The 16833-nt window shown below is 50.9% G+C and carries 13 protein-coding genes; 6 read left to right on the forward strand and 7 right to left on the reverse strand.

Annotated features, from left to right (window positions below; translation table 11 throughout):
* Positions 1 to 21 precede the first annotated feature (21 nt).
* The gene (locus SD10_RS05600) at positions 22 to 810 is read right to left on the reverse strand and encodes a FecR family protein (protein WP_046579098.1); all 789 of its coding nucleotides are present in this window, start codon (positions 808 to 810) and stop codon (positions 22 to 24) included.
* 677 nt (positions 811 to 1487) lie between these two features.
* Between SD10_RS05600 and SD10_RS05605 the strand changes: the two genes are divergently transcribed.
* Entirely contained in the window at positions 1488 to 2189 is a 702-nt protein-coding gene (locus SD10_RS05605; protein WP_052731333.1) for a hypothetical protein, read from the forward strand.
* Positions 2190 to 2194: 5 nt separating this feature from the next.
* Here SD10_RS05605 and SD10_RS05610 read toward each other — a convergent pair whose 3' ends face one another.
* Positions 2195 to 2629 (reverse strand): OsmC family protein, encoded by a 435-nt coding sequence (locus SD10_RS05610; protein WP_046376060.1) that lies wholly within the window; start codon positions 2627 to 2629, stop codon positions 2195 to 2197.
* Positions 2630 to 2878: 249 nt separating this feature from the next.
* Between SD10_RS05610 and SD10_RS05615 the strand changes: the two genes are divergently transcribed.
* The 4 genes from SD10_RS05615 to metK all read left to right on the forward strand — a co-directional run bounded on the left by SD10_RS05615 (position 2879) and on the right by metK (position 7398).
* Positions 2879 to 3664, forward strand: a complete 786-nt coding sequence (locus tag SD10_RS05615; RefSeq protein WP_046376061.1) for a hypothetical protein — start codon at positions 2879 to 2881, stop codon at positions 3662 to 3664.
* Between the two features lie 134 nt (positions 3665 to 3798).
* Positions 3799 to 4692: a lipoyl synthase gene (lipA, locus tag SD10_RS05620; RefSeq protein ID WP_046376062.1), complete on the forward strand. Its 894-nt coding sequence runs from the start codon at positions 3799 to 3801 to the stop codon at positions 4690 to 4692.
* Positions 4693 to 4838: 146 nt separating this feature from the next.
* Positions 4839 to 6035, forward strand: a complete 1197-nt coding sequence (locus SD10_RS05625; RefSeq protein ID WP_046376063.1) for a lycopene cyclase family protein — start codon at positions 4839 to 4841, stop codon at positions 6033 to 6035.
* An 85-nt stretch (positions 6036 to 6120) separates the two neighbouring features.
* Positions 6121 to 7398, forward strand: coding sequence for a methionine adenosyltransferase (metK, locus tag SD10_RS05630; protein ID WP_046376064.1), 1278 nt, complete (start codon positions 6121 to 6123; stop codon positions 7396 to 7398).
* Between the two features lie 88 nt (positions 7399 to 7486).
* Here the strand turns inward: metK and SD10_RS05635 are convergent, their stop codons facing one another.
* Positions 7487 to 7864, reverse strand: a complete 378-nt coding sequence (locus tag SD10_RS05635; protein WP_046376065.1) for an HPF/RaiA family ribosome-associated protein — start codon at positions 7862 to 7864, stop codon at positions 7487 to 7489.
* A 210-nt stretch (positions 7865 to 8074) separates the two neighbouring features.
* Positions 8075 to 9433, reverse strand: coding sequence for a cytochrome P450 (locus tag SD10_RS05640; RefSeq protein ID WP_046376066.1), 1359 nt, complete (start codon positions 9431 to 9433; stop codon positions 8075 to 8077).
* A 238-nt stretch (positions 9434 to 9671) separates the two neighbouring features.
* Between SD10_RS05640 and SD10_RS05645 the strand changes: the two genes are divergently transcribed.
* Positions 9672 to 11396: a GMC oxidoreductase gene (locus SD10_RS05645; RefSeq protein ID WP_046376067.1), complete on the forward strand. Its 1725-nt coding sequence runs from the start codon at positions 9672 to 9674 to the stop codon at positions 11394 to 11396.
* 16 nt (positions 11397 to 11412) lie between these two features.
* Here the strand turns inward: SD10_RS05645 and SD10_RS05650 are convergent, their stop codons facing one another.
* Genes SD10_RS05650 through SD10_RS05660 form a run of 3 tightly spaced genes read right to left on the reverse strand, consistent with a single transcriptional unit; the run spans position 11413 to position 16807 of the window.
* Positions 11413 to 11853 carry a hypothetical protein gene (locus tag SD10_RS05650; protein WP_046376068.1) on the reverse strand — a complete coding sequence of 147 codons (441 nt, stop codon included), beginning with the start codon at positions 11851 to 11853 and terminating at the stop codon, positions 11413 to 11415.
* A complete protein-coding gene (locus tag SD10_RS28610) occupies positions 11850 to 14687 on the reverse strand; it encodes a fibronectin type III domain-containing protein (RefSeq protein ID WP_052731084.1) in 2838 nt (945 codons plus the stop codon). Before SD10_RS28610 ends, SD10_RS05650 begins: the two co-directional genes overlap by 4 nt.
* 2 nt (positions 14688 to 14689) lie before the next feature.
* Positions 14690 to 16807, reverse strand: coding sequence for a fibronectin type III domain-containing protein (locus SD10_RS05660; protein ID WP_046376069.1), 2118 nt, complete (start codon positions 16805 to 16807; stop codon positions 14690 to 14692).
* Positions 16808 to 16833: the final 26 nt, after the last annotated feature.

Here is a 16833-nt window from a genome sequence, read left to right on the forward strand (position 1 = left end):
GATTAGTGTAAAGGTTATTGACTAGGGTAAGATCCTGGCTGGTCCAGCCGCCACCTCGATGGCTTCACCGGGGTTAAGTTGAATAGGACCTTGGTGCTTTAGCAGCAAGTTGACTTGCCCTGAGGTTAGGGCTACATAAGTGCCTTTGGGACGTTGCCGTACCCGAAAGATGGTGCCGAGCGCTTCAATCGTAAGCCCACCTGTATGGACCCTGAACAGCCGAGCCGATGAGGTGTCACTCCGGTGTGTTATCGCGAAATCAGCTTCTCCGTCCAGCCATACAGCTCTTGGCGTTTCGTCCCCCCATCTTCGTGCATACCGAACGCTGCTATTGGGATAAAGCGTCATGGTTGAGTTGTCGGGTAGGCGGATCTGTCGGGTTTGACCAGCTGGTGCATTGATGCTCCAAACCGATTGGTTAGGGCCGTACTGCATCCAGAGGGCCCAGCCAATTAGTGCTATTACGCCCGATGCGGCCAGCGCCGTCCGGATAAAATACCACCAGCCAACAACGGCTCGTACGTCGGGTTGAAGCGGGCGAACATCGTCCATTGTCTGGAGTGATTCGCGAATCCGCCCCCATACCGATGAAACATCATCCGCTGACAGGCCCGGCAGGTAGGGGAGGCTACCCGTACGAATCAATTCACGTGCTGTCTCAACCGTCTCTTCCTGATGAGGATGATTCAAAAGCCATATGTGCCAATACGAGGCTACCTCTTCGTCGTTAGGGTGTTTCACCCAACGGACAAACAGGTCGTCGAGGGCGAACTCCTCAGCGCTGTAGGCAGAATATGACTTATTAGACACGGTATGTAACAGTTTCGTGTAAGTCAAAGCGCCAGGCGTAAGGGTTTCTACTTATGATAGTAAGTCTTTAGACATCGAGGGAAAGTTGGTTAGTGGTTATATTAATTATGGACTATTTGACGATTGAGGCAATAATGTTGAAACTGTAGTTTCTTCAACACTATCGTAAGCTTGTAAATAATAATAGATAATAGAAAGAAAAAACCAACTTTTTTTTATGCAAGCGTTACCGGGAACGTTCCCGAACAGGAGCCATAGTAGATTTTCTTGGAAGAAACCTAGTTTTAAAACTAACCTTAGTTCGTCTTTGAGAAGTAGTCAATAAGAATGCAAACGGGCAGATATTGTATTTATCTCATATGGCTCTACTAAGGATAGTTTATTTTTATAGACTTTACGGTATTATACGGATTACTTTATGGCGTTTTCACGAACTGCTTTCACTTTTTCCTTTGTCCATTTACTATAAATTAATCGTATTTGGCTGATTTATAAGTAACCGCAGCAATTAGTAGTCTAACCATTGTTGTCTTTATCGGTTATGTATTCATCGCATGATGAAAAGAAACACACAACCTAGGCAGACAACTCTTCAATACATTGTACAGATCGCTTGTACAAGTCTTTTTTTATTTTTGATACCCTGGCAGGTACGTTCCGGAACTGTATGTCAACCTCTGGAAAAGAAAGCCGATACAACAAGCGCTCAGTTAGCGCAGCCTAAATCGTTGACCTTTACGGCGTCTACTGATCAACGGTTTTTCTTCTTTAAGGATACTCGCACTGAAGATAATCGCCGGATTCCGGTCAGTGTGTATGGCGTGAGAGCGGGTTTTTTGTTTCCGCCGAAACGGGATAGGCCTGCGCTTCAGGGCGGTCGGTCGGCCAGTTTTAAGGCGGGGGCTGGTTTTTATTTTCTCAATCAGCGTATTGATCGGCCGGGCCTGTTGCCCAATACGTCAGAATCGGTCACGCGCCATCTGCGCATTGCCACCGTCTATTATGAGCGTTATCTGCTCCGCCGAAAATCCTTTGAAGTTAGTTTGCCCATTGAGGTTGGGTATGGCCATTCCAGATATGAAATCAACGATGACCAAGCTGGTAGAAATGAAGTGGCCAGGGGTGTTTTTTTGCCGTTGGGCGTGGGAGTATCGGCAGCCTATCAGTTCCCGGTCGTGCGCTGGCTACGTCCATTGCACTGGTTTGGCCTCAATGTACTGACAGGCTACCGATTTATTTTGAAGCGGGATGTCCCCGAAAGTCAAATCAATTATACCGGACTTTACTTATCTGTAGGACCATCGTTTTTTCTCGAAAACCTGACCGCCGACGTAAAGCGCTGGCGGCAGAAACGCAAAAAAGCCGATAAAATCCGGTAGCCCAGTTATTCCGAAATGGGAATGCTGTCTTCCCACCGAATGCTCACGGCCTGTTCAATGTCAGGGTGCAGGCTGATGGCTACCGGGCACGTATGCGCAATGGCTTCAAGACGAGCGCGGGTTGCATCATCGGGTAACCCATCGCTATGTAGTGTCAGGTCAATCTCAATGCGAGCGATGCGCCTTGGCGGCTGGCTGGTCATGATTTTGGTTACGTCCAGCTTACTTCCCTTCAATTCAATACCCTCCCGACGAGCAAAAATAGCCATTGTTGTAATAATACAGGTGCCCAGTGCATTGGCAACCAGATCCGTAGGAGAAAAAGCTTCACCCCGGCCCTGGTTATCGGTAGGAGCGTCGGTGTTGATGTGGGTACCCGATTGCAGATGGACGCATTCAGTGCGTAAGTCACCCAGGTAGTCAATATGAATGGTTGCCATAAAACGGTAAATAAGAGATTTGTAGGGGTAAGTCGTTAACGCAAACCAGTTAAGGCTGTCTGTTCGGTGCTGTGCAGCATCCCGACGGTTGCCGGTACTGGTGATCTACAAACTTACAACTTATGGCTTTTATCCCTTCCTGATTTATAAACTTAAACATATAGATGAACGGATAGTTACGCTAATACTTCGGCTTGATGTTGGTAACGATAGCAAAAAATAGTATTTTTATTTCAGGATTTTACGACGATGAGAACTATATACGTATTGACTGGTTTTTTGCTATGCACCTTTCTTCTGCCTGTGCAGCGGGCCGCAGCGCAAAAAGCTGATGCTGAAGAGGATAATTATAAGACCATAACCACGTTTGGCATCACAACAAACACAAACTCGGGTATTGTTGGCGGCTTTGTGTTCAGGCAATCCAGGCAGTTGTCCAATTCGCTGTTCGGGATGCCGCAGTACCGGTATCTCAGCGTTGAACTAGTAAATGTAAAACACCCCAAAGAACTCCGGTCATCCATTAATAATATCGGTTCCGGTTATCTGGATGGAAAGGAAAATTACCTGTTTGTTTTGCGGCCTTCCTATGGCAGGGAGGTGAAATTGTTCCAGCGTAGCGCCGATGAAGGAATTGCCATCAGTGGTATTCTGGCTGCGGGCCCGTCGTTGGGCATCATTAAGCCTTATTATCTTGAAGTTTCTTACGGAAACCAGACCCGAACCGTGCCTGCATCACAGGTTAATGGATTTGCTACCTCGGCTGGCGAAACCGTTACGGGAGCCGGTGGCTTTTTTCAGGGAATTGGCGAATCGAAGCTGACCGTTGGCCTGCACTTAAAAGCGGCACTCAGTTTCGAACTGAGTGCCTTTCGAAACAATACCACGGGTGTTGAAATTGGTTTTCTGGCCGAAGCTTTCCCCAATAAGATCGTTATCATCCCCAACCCCGATCCGGCTGGCAAACGCGAAGACGGAAACCGTAGTTTCTTCACATCGGGGTATATTACTTTATTTTTTGGTAGCAAAAAATAAACAGACGAGCGGAAAGGCTAACGCGTAGATCGACATCACCGCCCGCCTATACGCTCGTCCCGTTTGCGTCCTCCATCCCGATTTGTGAACTTTACGTTCGAAAAACGAATTTTGCTGGAAAGGATTGAGGTGACATGATTGAACTACCCGTAATACCCTCCGAACAACAACGTAACCGGGCGGGCGTACCGAAACGTCCCGACTGGCTTCGCGTGAAACTGCCCATTGGCCCCGAATATGCAAAAGTTCGTAAGTTGGTGGATGAACACAAGCTCCATACAATTTGCGAGAGTGGCAACTGCCCGAACATGGGCGAGTGCTGGGGAGCCGGCACCGCTACCTTTATGATTTTAGGGAACGTGTGCACCAGAAGCTGTACCTTTTGTGCTGTCGCAACAGGCCGTCCCAATGAATATGATACCGATGAGCCTCGTCGCGTAGCCGAAGCGATCGTACTGATGAAGGTTAAGCATGCGGTACTGACATCCGTCAATCGAGATGAGCTAAAAGACCGGGGTGCCGAAATCTGGTACCAAACGGTACGATTGATTAAAGAAGCGTCGCCTGCAACGACTATTGAGACGTTGATTCCTGATACGAAAGGCAATTGGGAAGCTCTCGAACGCATGATTTCGGCGGGTCAGGAAGTTGTTTCGCATAATATGGAAACAGTTGAGCGGCTCTATCGACGCGTTCGGCCACAGGCTCGCTATGAGCGTAGTCTGGAGCAAATCCGGCGTACGAAAGAATACGGCCAACGTACAAAGTCGGGTATTATGCTCGGTCTGGGCGAAACCTACGACGAGGTAGCAAAAGCAATGGATGACCTGGCGGCAAACGGACTCGATATTTTAACATTAGGCCAGTATCTGCAGCCAACCAAAATGCACCATGAGGTGATCGAATGGATTCATCCCGAAACCTTTGCTAAATACCGCGAAGAAGGGCTGAAACGTGGCCTGAAATACGTCGAGTCTGGCCCATTGGTTCGATCGAGTTACCATGCCGAGAAGCATGTGAACGTATAAAAAGTGGTAAATCGTGAGTGATTAATGACGTCGGTATAAATGTGGGTCAGCCGCTCACCGCTTTCACGACTTCTTAAAACAATTAAGTTTATTATAGACTTAGAGAAGAGAGTCCGGGCCCTGGGTTCGGACTTTTTCTTTGCCGCATGAAAAAATACGACTTCATCATTGCCGGGGGAGGCATGGCGGGCTTGAGTCTGGCATATTACTTAAGTCAGTCACCGTTACGCGACCGAAGCATTTTAATCCTGGACCGGGAAGCTAAAAATAGCAACGACCGCACCTGGTGTTTCTGGGAGCGAAAAAATGAGCCCTCTCCTTCCGAAAGCAAAGGTGAACCGGCCATCTGGTCAAACCCCTTTCAGTCTATACTGTTTCGCTCCTGGGATACGGTCAGTTTTCATGGCACAACTTACGCCGGACCGATAGACATGGGGGCGTACCAGTACAAGATGCTACGAGGTATTGATTTCTACGCGTTCATACGACAGGAACTGGCCAAATACCCCAATATTGATTGGAAGCAGGCAACCATTAATCGAATAAAAGATACCCCACAGGGAGGGTTTGTGATTGCCGATGATGCGCCATACATTGCTGACTATGTGTTCGATAGTACATTTCTGCTCAAGCTAGATCAGCCCGAAAACCACAATCTATTACAACATTTTAAGGGATGGGTTATTAAGACTGAGCATGTGTGCTTTGACCCCCAACGGCCTGAAATCATGGACTTTCGGGTGGAACAACACGGCGATTGCCGGTTTCTGTACGTATTGCCCTTCGATGAACGAAGGGCGTTGGTCGAGTTTACATTATTTAATGACAAACTGCTCACCGATAGCGAGTACGAGTTGGAGCTACGTCAATACATCAACCGATACCTGCAGGCTGGTGCGTATGAAATTACCGAAACTGAGTATGGTGTAATTCCGATGTCGGATGAGCCCGCCCCGGAAAATCCGTTTGATCACATTGTTCGGATTGGCACATCGGGTGGTTATACCAAAGCTTCAACGGGCTACACATTCCAGCGAACACAACGGTATTTGCAAACGATTGTCCAAAATCTGGTAAAAACGGGCAAGCCTCACCGGCCGGCTCCCTGGTTTGGCCGCCGATTTAAACTTTATGACAGTATTTTCCTGAATGTACTGGAGAAGCATCGGCACCCGGCCGATGATATTTTTACCCGCGTCTATACCGAAAATCCGGGGCGGGTCTTCACATTTCTGGATGAAGACACAAGCTTTATAGACGAATTACGGCTGTTTACAACCATGCCATTCAGGCCGTTTCTTAATGCCTTTTTTGATGTATTACGCCGAAAGATAGTCGGGTGAGCGTAATCCGACTTAGTTATCGGCTTGTGCCCTACACAGAAACTCGTAGCTTTGCACTTTCAAACCAAGTTCTATAGATAGCGCAATGCCTTATCTCTTCACTTCCGAGTCTGTTTCCGAGGGCCATCCCGATAAAGTTGCTGACCAAATTTCCGATGCATTAATTGATAATTTTCTGGCTTTCGATCCATCCAGTAAAGTAGCCTGCGAAACGCTTGTTACCACAGGTCAGGTCGTACTGGCGGGAGAAATCAAGACGGATACCTACTTGGACGTTCAGAAAATTACCCGCGATGTCATTCGTAAAATTGGCTACACCAAGAGCGAATACATGTTTGAAGCCAACTCATGCGGCATTTTCTCGGCCCTTCACGACCAGTCGGCTGATATTAACCAGGGCGTTGATCGGAAGGTGGAGAACCCCGATTTCGAGACGCTGGCCAATGCGCAGGGCGCGGGTGACCAGGGTATGATGTTTGGGTATGCGACCAACGAAACGGATAACTACATGCCGTTGCCGCTGGATCTGGCCCACGCCATTCTGCGGGAGATGTCACAAATTCGCAACAACGAACTTGAGCTGATGCCTTATCTTCGGCCAGACGCCAAGTCGCAGGTGACGATTGAATACTCTGACGACGACCAGCCCATTCGTATCGATACGATTGTGGTGTCGACCCAGCACGATGATTTTGCCGATGACGAAACGATGCTGGCGAAAATCAAGAATGACATTATCAATATTGTCATTCCGCGCGTGAAAGCCGCGCAAAAGGCGGAGCTTCACGGCTTGTTCACCGATAACATTACCTATTACATTAACCCAACGGGCAAGTTCGTGATTGGTGGCCCCCACGGGGATACGGGTCTAACCGGCCGTAAAATTATTGTGGATACCTACGGTGGTAAAGGCGCTCACGGTGGGGGTGCGTTCTCCGGAAAAGATCCATCCAAAGTAGACCGTTCGGCCGCCTATGCTACCCGGCACATCGCCAAAAATCTGGTCGCGGCTGGTCTTTGCGATCAGGTACTGGTGCAGGTCTCGTATGCCATTGGCGTTGCCAAGCCTTGTGGTCTGTATGTGAATACGTACGGCACATCGAAAGTAGACATGCACGATGGCGAGATTGCCGAAAAAGTAGCCGCCATTTTCGATATGCGTCCTTATGCGATTGAGCAGCGGCTTAAACTCCGTAACCCAATCTATTCCGAAACGGCTGCTTATGGACACATGGGTCGTAAGAACGAAATCGTAAAGAAAACATTCGGTTCGAACGGGCAAACGAAAGAAGTTGAGGTTGAACTGTTCACCTGGGAGAAACTGGATTTCGTTGATCAGGTAAAAGCTGAATTCGGCTTGTAAGAAGCCAGTTAGGTTTCTATACGCGTCATAAACAGAAAAGCCACTCTTATGGGAGTGGCTTTTCTGTTTATCGCAATGTTCTGTTCGTTTATAACTCATCGGCCTCAAAGACCTCATCTTCTGTTTCTACCTGCGTTTGCGCTTCGACGATGGCAGGACTGGAAATATCATTACGTTTTTGTTTAAATCGAACAAGCTTATCTTTCAGCACATCCATCACGCGGTCCGTTGCGCTTTCGAAACTCTTGTCATGTTCTTTGACAAACAGTTCTTTGCCCGGCAACATCAGCCTGACTTCCACTACCTTCTCTTTAACCTTGTTGGAGTCGGCTCCATCTAGCCTTAGAAACACCTCTCCGCCAATAATATGGTCATGAAATGTGTCCAACTTGTCGAGTTTAGCCTGGATAAAATCTAACAGGCTTTGATCGGCCGTAAACTTAACGGCATTAATTTGTAGTCTCATTGTGTCGCTTTTAAGGTGAATTGATCAGAACATCAATGGATTGACTAAGGTTGGCTTTATCGATCAGAAAGTCAATAGCCTCTATGAAAGATACAACCATGTTTCACGCACAATCTCCACTTTATGAGTTAAATGGTTGAAGCGTCTATACTTTTCGAAAAGCGTGGAACGGTTACACAGTAAAGTTCTTCGAAAAGTATAATTGTAGAATTACTCCAGAACGGCCCGAATCGCCTGATTAGGTCGTAGCGTAATTAATGGCTTCGGAACGATGCGCTGATTTCCGGCGGCTTTAGGCGTAAAACGGCGCACGAACAGGGCTAACAAGATTTGCATTTCCATCAGGGCAAATTGGTTGCCGATGCATAAACGCGGCCCTCCGCCAAAAGGCAAATAAGCATACGAATGCAACCTGTCCTTAAGCCCACCCGGCGCGAACCGCTCCGGATCGAAGCGATCCGGGTTAGGCCAGTTGGCTGGGTCGCGGTGGAGAAGATAGGGGCAGACCAACGCCGTATCGCCCGCCGGAATCGTGTACGGGCCCACGTGATCGTTCTGATGCGCCCGTCGGCTCATAATCCAGGCGGGTGGATAAAGCCGCAGAGACTCCTGAACAACCTGCATGGTGTATGTTAACGCGCGGAAAGCTTCAGGTGGTGGCGTTCGGGCATCTCCCAGAACAGATTGGCTCTCGGCCTTGAGCCGGGCCAGCACGTCGGGATGTTTGGTGAGTAAATGAATCGTCCAGGCCATCGAAACGGCTGTGGTTTCGTGACCCGCCGAAAAAATGGTTACCGATTCATCCCGCAGTTGCTGATTCGACATGCGCTCACCCGTTTCTTCGTCTTCAGCGCTGAGCAGCATCCCCAATAAATCATCACGTTCGTCGAGGGCTTTTCGCCGTTCGTCGATCAGTCCGAAAATAAACGAATCGACCTGCATCCTTGCCCGTTTGGAGCGTTGGTTGTTGGGTGTTGGCCACGAGTAAGGGAACCGGAGCGGTGATAACATCCGATTGTTTGCCAGGTAATTGAGTGTGTCTAACGCGTTGGAAAGACCGTCGAGTTTGCCATTGGTATCGGACCCAAACAGGGTTTTGCAGACAATGCGCATGGTGACGTCCATAAATGCCTGCGAGACATTGACCGGCTCTTTCAGGTTATGGCCACTGAGTTCGTCAATCCAGTCGGCCGTTTCCGAAATCATTGTCTGGGTCAAGGCAGCCAGTTTCTGCCGGTGGAAGGCCGGTTGCGCCAGTCGACGTTGTCTGCGCCAAAAATCGCCATCGCTGGTGAGCAGTCCATTGCCCAGGAAGATTTTGAGGATGTCAAACGCCGGTGAACGGCCATAATTCCGGTGGTTTTCCTGCAAAATGTGTTTGGCATCTTCGGGTTGCAGCACCAGGTACTGATGCCGGCCACCAATACGCAGATGAACCAGACGGTCGTGATTTCGCTGCAACGTATCCAGCGTGCCCAGCGGATTCCGAAGAAAGGCAAGTGTATTGCCGAGGAACGGCAGACCAGGATGCAGGGGAACGGGTTGAGTGGGGGCGGTACTTGTTTCCATTCAGAAAAGATGGCCTGACTCTGGCTCAGGCCCGCAATAAAGATACGAACGACCGGATAGAATCGCTAGGCGTAATCAACAGCCATCTGCGCCACTTCGGTTAAAGGGTTATCGACGGTTCTTTAATTGTTGACAATAAATCCATTGCTAACCCGAGCGACAGTAAATTTATTGTCAAAACCTATCTTGTAACTTTGTCCTCACCCTCGCTTATCTTTACTTATTAAACCTGTGCCCCATGAACATTACCGGTGATGCCAAAGCTGCCCGCACCTACGACGCCATCGTGATTGGCTCGGGAATCAGTGGCGGCTGGGCGGCTAAAGAGCTCTGCGAAAAAGGATTGAAAACACTCGTGCTCGAACGTGGACGCGATGTGAAACATATTGTCGACTACCCAACGGCAACGCTCAATCCGTGGGAGTTTCCGCACCGGAACCGGATGTCTGATACGTTTGATAAAGAGAATCCAATCGCTACCAAATGCTACGCGCTGGACGAAGGAACGCAGCAGTTTTTTGTGAAAGATGCCGAGCATCCCTATGTACAGGAAAAGCCATTCGACTGGATTCGGGGCTATCAGGTGGGCGGGAAGTCGCTGATCTGGGCGCGGCAAACGCAGCGCTGGAGCAAGTTTGATTTCGAAGCTAATGCCCGCGATGGGGCCGCCATCGACTGGCCGATCCGTTACGACGATATTGCTCCTTGGTATAGCCATGTGGAGAAATTCGTGGGCATCAGCGGCAACAAAGACGGCCTGGAAACGCTGCCTGATGGCGAATTTCTAAAACCCTGGCAATTGAATTGTGTGGAGAAACACATTCAGAAACGTGTTGCCGAGAGTTACCAGGATCGGCATGTCATCATTGGCCGGTGTGCTCACCTGACGGAGCCTAAACAGATTCACTACGATCAGGGGCGGGCCCAGTGCCAGGCGCGGCATTTATGCTACCGGGGTTGCCCCTATGGCGGGTATTTTAGCAGCAATTCGTCGACCATTCCGTGGGCCGCCAAAACAGGCAAGTTAACCCTACGACCTGATTCGGTCGTGCATTCGATTATGTATGAGGAAGGAAAAGCCGGAAAGGCGGGCAAGGCGACCGGCGTTCGGGTGATCGATACGCATACCAAACAGATGACCGAGTATTACGCCCGGATCATTTTTGTCAATGCCGCCTGCCTGAACACGAACCTGATTCTTCTTAATTCAACCTCCCGCCGATTCCCGAACGGACTTGGAAATGATAGTGGCGTGTTGGGCCGTTATGTGGCGTTTCATAACTACCGGGGCAATATTGTGGCTGATTATGAGGGCTTCGACGATGGCTATTATTATGGCCGTCGCCCGACAACGGCCTTCATGCCCAACTTCAGAAACGTTCGGAAGCAGGAAACGGACTTCCAGCGGGGATATATGGTAGCATTTAGTGCGGCTCGTGGCAACTGGCAGCGCGGAACCGGGCAGGATGAGTTTGGCGCTGATTTTAAAGATAAACTGAGCGACCCCGGCGCCTGGCATGTATTCATGATGATGCAGGCCGAAACCGTGCCGCGTTATGAAAACCAGGTTCGGCTCAGCCCCGACCAGAAAGACCCCTGGGGTATTCCGCAACTCGTGACGAACATTGATTATACCGACAATGACCTTAAGGTGATGAAGGATTTTCTGGAGCAGGGCGCCGAGATGCTGGACAAGTCGGGTTGCAAGCACATTAAACCCTACGATGATCACCGCAACCCCGGCCTCGACATTCACGAGATGGGCGGTGTACGGATGGGGCGCGATCCCAAAACCTCGCTACTCAATGCCCATAACCAGCTTCATAGCGTTAAAAACGTGTTCGTGACGGATGGTGCCGCCATGACCTCGACGGGTACTCAGAATCCGTCGATTACCTTTATGGCGCTGACGGCCCGAGCTGTGAATTTTGCGGTAAGCGAAATGAAGAAGACAAACTTATAAGAGACGAAAGCTAAACCTATTCCGGAATTAAGGCATACTGGTCAATCGTGTTGCCGGTTTTTCGACTTTCTGAGGTTCGTTCCAACTGCAACGACGACCCATCTGGCTCCGACAGAATATAGTATTCAATAAGACCGCCCGTGTTGGTGGGTTTCGGGTTGAGGTTGTCCAGGATCAGTCGCTTGTTATCGGTCGAGACGGACCAGGTGCCGGTTACGAGTCGCCCATCAACATCTTTTAAATTGACTTTATTGGGCTGACTCAGATCGAGTCTGAAATTGATATAGCCCGGTTTAATGTTTGTGGTCGCTCCCAGCGTAAACACCAACTGATCCGCTTCTTTAACCGTATTGGCTTTCCAGACCTTGCCCAGCAAATCCGTGATCGGTTTGACCGGTTTGGGTTGGCAACTGCCAAGACTGACCAGCAGGAAGAGAAGAACTAATTGGTTTTTCATGGGATTACGATTCGTTTGGTGAGCGAGCGCCCGTCGGCAACAATGGCAATGATATAGATACCTGTCGGCAGCCGATCAAGGGCGTACTGCCAGGCATCGGCCGGATTCACTTTGCGTGTATCGGTGAGGACCGGCTGGCCCGTTGCGGTCATAATCTGCACCGTAGTGCGCATGGACGAATACCAGTTGGTAATGATGTGCAGATCCCGTTGATTCATGTAGAGTGTCGTATGGGAAGCTAATTCATCTTCTACCGCAATGATCACTTCTTCGATCCGGGCACTGGCTACGTTGGAATAGCCCGAATTACCCGCCGTATTTACGGCCCGAATGCGGTAATAGTAAGTCGTAAACTCCTGCAAACCCATATCCACATAACTGGTTTGGTTTGCCGGTTGCTGCTTGATTTCGACAAACCCGGACGTGGGATCGTTCGATCGTTCGATGACCACCGTAACCGCTGTGGAGCTCAAAGCTGACCAGTTTAGCCGAATCTGATCATAATCGAATACCTGCGCCGTCAGGTTAGTCGGGTTGGCGGGTGGTGCCAGGGGTGTGGTGGCGCAAACTGCATCGGTATAGGCCGATGGGCCAGCCGCGTTCTTAGCCCGGACCCGGTAGCAGTACGACTGGTTATCCTTCAGATTCTTGTCTTCGTAGCTCGTTGTATTGGCTGGTAAATCGGCAATTTTTTCGAATGTACCCGTGGCCCTGGCACCCCGCTCCAACTCAAAGCCGCTTTCGTTCCCCGACAGATCGGCCCAGGCCAGACTGATTTGTATAGGCGATACGGCCGTAGCCGTCAATCGGGCGGGTGGGGCTGGTGGTACATCGGGGGTGGTGGCATCCACCACATTGCTGGTTGGTCCCTGTCCACTTGCATTAGTAGCTCTGATCCGATAATAGTAGTGGGTATTGACGGCCAGGTTGTTATCTGCATAACTGGTGGCCGTACCCGTAACAGTGGTAAGGGATGTCCAGCCAGTGGTGCCGTCTGGGCTTCGCTCAATCAGGATGGTTGCGGCATTGGCAATAGCGCTCCAGGTCAGGCTGATCTGCGTCGTTGAAACTGCCGTAGCCTTGAGATCCTGGGCAGCAACGGGCGGGCCAACCGGTGTCGTTGCATCGGCAACGTTGGAATTAGCTGATGGGCCCGCAGCATTGACCGCCCGCACCCGATAGAAATAATGCGTCTGGGGTTGTACACTTTTGTCTTCGTAATTCGTCGCATCAACGCCCAGGTCCGCCAACTTGCTCCAGCCATCCGTCCCGTTCGGGCTTCGCTCCAGTTGAAATCCACTTTCATTGCCCGACAGATCAGCCCAGGTCAGGTTGATCTGGTTGTAAGAAACAGCCGTGGCCACCAGTCGCGCTGGTGCTGCCGGAGGAACATCGGGTGTGAGGGCGTTGGCTACGTTACTGAAAGGGCCTGGAGTACCATTGATAAGGGCCCGAATCCGATAGTAATAACGGGTATTCGGCGTCAGTCCCGGATCGTCGTAACTGACAGCATTGCCAGCCGGATCAGCCACTTTCGTCCAGCCGTCATTGCCGTTTGGGCTTCGTTCGAGTTGGTAGCTTGTGGCACCGGACACACCCGCCCAGGTCAGATTGATCTGGGTGGTGGAGGTAGCGGTGGCGACCAGATTTTGCGGAGCGCCCACGGGTGGTGCCTGCGTCGTCGCGCATTGGCTGTCTGTGTACTCGCTTGCCCCAACGCTGTTTACGGCCCGAATCCGGTAGCAATATTGGTTGCTGGCTCGTAAACCCTGATCGCTGAAGGTCACTGTATTTGGCCCTAGCGTCTGAATGGTCGAAAATTGAGCACCGGGGCTATCGGCACGCTGAAGTTCGAAGTTCGCTTCATTATCAGATAGGTCGGCCCAGGTCAGATTAATCTGCGACGATGACACCGCTGTAGCCGTTAACCGGGCGGGCGCTCTGGGGGCGCTTTGCTGAGTGGTAGCACAGGCCGTACTGGAATAATCGTGCCCGCTTTCGGAGATGCGATAACAGTATTCCGTGTTGCTGTTCAGGTTGTTATCCGTAAATTCACCCCCATCGGCCAGCGTGGTAGCCACTTGACGCCAATCGCCCGACTGGCCCGTTCGGCGTTCGATACCAATGCCGGATTCTTTGCCGTAGCGATCCCAGGTCAGTTTAATGGAACTACTGCTCAGGGCGTTTGCCTGTAAATTTTTGACATTGGTTGGCGCTAAAGGTGGGGTAGTGCAGACGGGCGCTGTAAACTCGGACACGACGCTGCCGCTCTGGGACCTGACCCGATAACAATACGGCTGACCACCGCTTACACTACCGTCAGTAAACGTTGGCGCCCGACTGTATGCCACCGTTTGCAGCAGATTAAACGGGCCGCCTGAGGTGGTTCCCCGTTCAATCCGGTAGTCGGTGGGGGCGCTTCCCGACCCATTGCTCCAGGTTAATTTAATGCTGTTGCTGTTCTGTGGGGTTACGGTAAGGCCCGTTGGGATACCGGGTGGCTCGGGCGGGGTGCTGATGGTGAATTCGTTCGAGAGGGCCGTTGCGCCAGTCACGAAAACGGCCCGAACGCGGTAGGTTCCGCCCCCAACGCTATTGTCCGTATAGGTAGTGACATTAGCGCCAACTTCACCGATTTTGGTGAAACTAGTGAAGTTGTTTCGCTCGATCTCGAACCTGGTTTCGTTCGTCGAATTGTCTTTCCAGGTGAGCACGACCCGGTTGTAAGCCGGTGCCGTACCGGTCAGACCCGTCGGCGCGTTGGACTGGGCGAACACACGAGTGGCTACCAACATCGTCAAACTCAGTAGTAAATAGGGCAGGTGTGGTTTCATGGCTATTTGATATCAATTTTCACCCGGTTCGAGAGGCCAGACTCGCGCCCGTCCTGATAGACTACTTTGATCGCGTACTCGTACTGGCCTTTCTGAATGGCTTTGTCAGTAAAGGTTTGCTCGCGGTTAACGGCATCGTATGAGCGCAGGAGCTTAGCCTCATTTGATCGATAAATGATAAAACGGGCATATTGATCGGGATGCTTCCAGCTTAAGATGATGGTCTTACCATCGGGCCCTACCTGTACGCTGAGTTGCTTAGCCGGACGGGGTGCCATTTGTAAGGTATTCGTATTGAGCGGGAACGATTCGGCAGATCGCAGGCCGGCTGAATCGACGGCTACGAGCATGTAGCTGTACGGCGTGTTCGGCTTTACCTGCTGATCCACATAACTGTTCAGTTTTGGCGTCAGCTTGCTGATCTGATGCCAGGTCTCGGTATTGGCGCCACGCCGGAACAAGATCTGTTCCCGTACGTCCTCGCTGATGCTGGCTACCCACCGCAAGGCAATCGCGGTGTCACTGGCGACGTAGTCGCTGATGACGGGGCTGGCAGGGGCTACTTTGTCGGGCCTGGCCAATTCCAGAATATCGGAAGGAGGGCTGGGGTTGTAGTTTTTATCGTAGGCAACAACCCGGTAATAAAGCTTTTTCGTTAAGGTAGTTAGCGTAGTGCGGTCATCGAAAACACTGGTTGGTAGATAACTACTGGTGCGGTTGGTAAACACATGGTCGGCCTGATTCGCCATCAGCACGGCATAGCCCAGGATGTCCGGTTCTTTGTTAGGGTCCCAAACTATCCGCACGAAGCCTGTTGTATCAATGTATCCCTGCAAATTTTTAGGCTTGGCCGGACCGGTCACGTCCTTGAACGTACAGTAAGCCGCCATCGACGGGTTCGAGTTTTTCGCCGTGTCGATTGCCATCACCTTGTAGAACGTTTTCTCGTAAGGGTTCGCCGTTTCGTCGACATATTCACGCACTGTTTTCCCCAACACCTGTTTTGTCAGCGGAATCAATGGCTTGCTTTCGTCGTTTCCCCGCGCAATAACATACCCCGCAAAATCGGGTGACAGGCTGGGTTGTTCCCAGGTAATGCGGACTTTACTGCCGCCCAGGTGTTTGGCCTGCACATTTCTGACCCCAACAGGCGGAGTTAAGTCGACACCCTGCGCGGTCAGTACAGGCGATGGGATACTGCGCTCAGCAAAGGGCGAGATACCCACAACCCGGTACTGGTACTTGACGTAGTTCTGTTTCAGCGAATCGACGTAGCTATACAGTGCCTGTTCCGACTGAATAGGTGCCTGCGTGTAAGGCAGCCGATTTAGTCGCCGGAATGTTCGTCCGCCATCGGCTGAACGTTCGATGTAATAGGCCGAGAACAGTTCATCGGTAACCTGCCGATCCCAGCTAAGTTTGATGGCCCGGTCTTGTTGTTCGGCCCGAACAATTGGCATGGGTGGTCGGCTATACGTGCCGGTATTACTGACCAGTACTTTTTGCTCATCGACGGATAACAGCTTGCCGTTGTAGCGCGGGGTGAGGTAATAAAAATACTGTACGCCTTTTTTGACGGCCCGGTCCACATAGCCCAGTCCCATGCCTGTTGCATGACGCACGTTTTCATCGGCCAGCAGTAGCAGAAACATCAGTTGAAAATCGTCCTGACTTTTCTGCTGCATCAGCTTGTCGAGTGTAACCGGATCGTTGGCCGACTGGAGTACACTGCTTTTGCCGTAAATCAATTGGGCGCAGGCAGCCGCCAGGCTATCGGTACGTGAAACCCGTTGTTTCCATTCGTCGAGCGTCCAGGCCTTTATATCTTTCTGGAAATCGACCTGTAGCCGACCATTGGCGCCCAGGCTCCGGCGAGTCAGGATATACCCTCCGCTGCGATTGATTTCGCGGTATAGAATAACGTTGTGCGGTGCCCACCGAACCACAACCGAATCGCCAAAGGACCGACCGATCATGGATAGCTCGAAATAGGTATCGGATTTAGCAACTGTTGTTTGCGTGGAAGGACGGGTCGCAGTTGGCGTAGTTGTGCTCTGGGCCCGCAGACCAGAGCCCCACATACTGAAGAGCAAAATGAGAAGTGTGACGAATACCTTCATGATCGAGTTTCTAAAAGGGGTCTGGC

Source organism: Spirosoma radiotolerans (genome assembly GCF_000974425.1).
In the GTDB taxonomy this organism is placed as follows: Bacteria; Bacteroidota; Bacteroidia; order Cytophagales; family Spirosomataceae; genus Spirosoma; species Spirosoma radiotolerans.

Excerpts from the sequence above, each read along its gene's own strand:
- SD10_RS05610 (WP_046376060.1), bottom strand. The coding sequence starts at position 2,629 with ATGGCAACCATTCATATTGACTACCTGGGTGACTTACGCACTGAATGC.
- metK (WP_046376064.1), top strand. The coding sequence starts at position 6,121 with ATGCCTTATCTCTTCACTTCCGAGTCTGTTTCCGAGGGCCATCCCGAT.
- SD10_RS05645 (WP_046376067.1), top strand. The coding sequence starts at position 9,672 with ATGAACATTACCGGTGATGCCAAAGCTGCCCGCACCTACGACGCCATC.
- SD10_RS05635 (WP_046376065.1), bottom strand. The coding sequence starts at position 7,864 with ATGAGACTACAAATTAATGCCGTTAAGTTTACGGCCGATCAAAGCCTG.
- lipA (WP_046376062.1), top strand. The coding sequence starts at position 3,799 with ATGATTGAACTACCCGTAATACCCTCCGAACAACAACGTAACCGGGCG.
- SD10_RS05640 (WP_046376066.1), bottom strand. The coding sequence starts at position 9,433 with ATGGAAACAAGTACCGCCCCCACTCAACCCGTTCCCCTGCATCCTGGT.
- SD10_RS05650 (WP_046376068.1), bottom strand. The coding sequence starts at position 11,853 with ATGAAAAACCAATTAGTTCTTCTCTTCCTGCTGGTCAGTCTTGGCAGT.
- SD10_RS28610 (WP_052731084.1), bottom strand. The coding sequence starts at position 14,687 with ATGAAACCACACCTGCCCTATTTACTACTGAGTTTGACGATGTTGGTA.
- SD10_RS05615 (WP_046376061.1), top strand. The coding sequence starts at position 2,879 with ATGAGAACTATATACGTATTGACTGGTTTTTTGCTATGCACCTTTCTT.
- SD10_RS05660 (WP_046376069.1), bottom strand. The coding sequence starts at position 16,807 with ATGAAGGTATTCGTCACACTTCTCATTTTGCTCTTCAGTATGTGGGGC.
- SD10_RS05625 (WP_046376063.1), top strand. The coding sequence starts at position 4,839 with ATGAAAAAATACGACTTCATCATTGCCGGGGGAGGCATGGCGGGCTTG.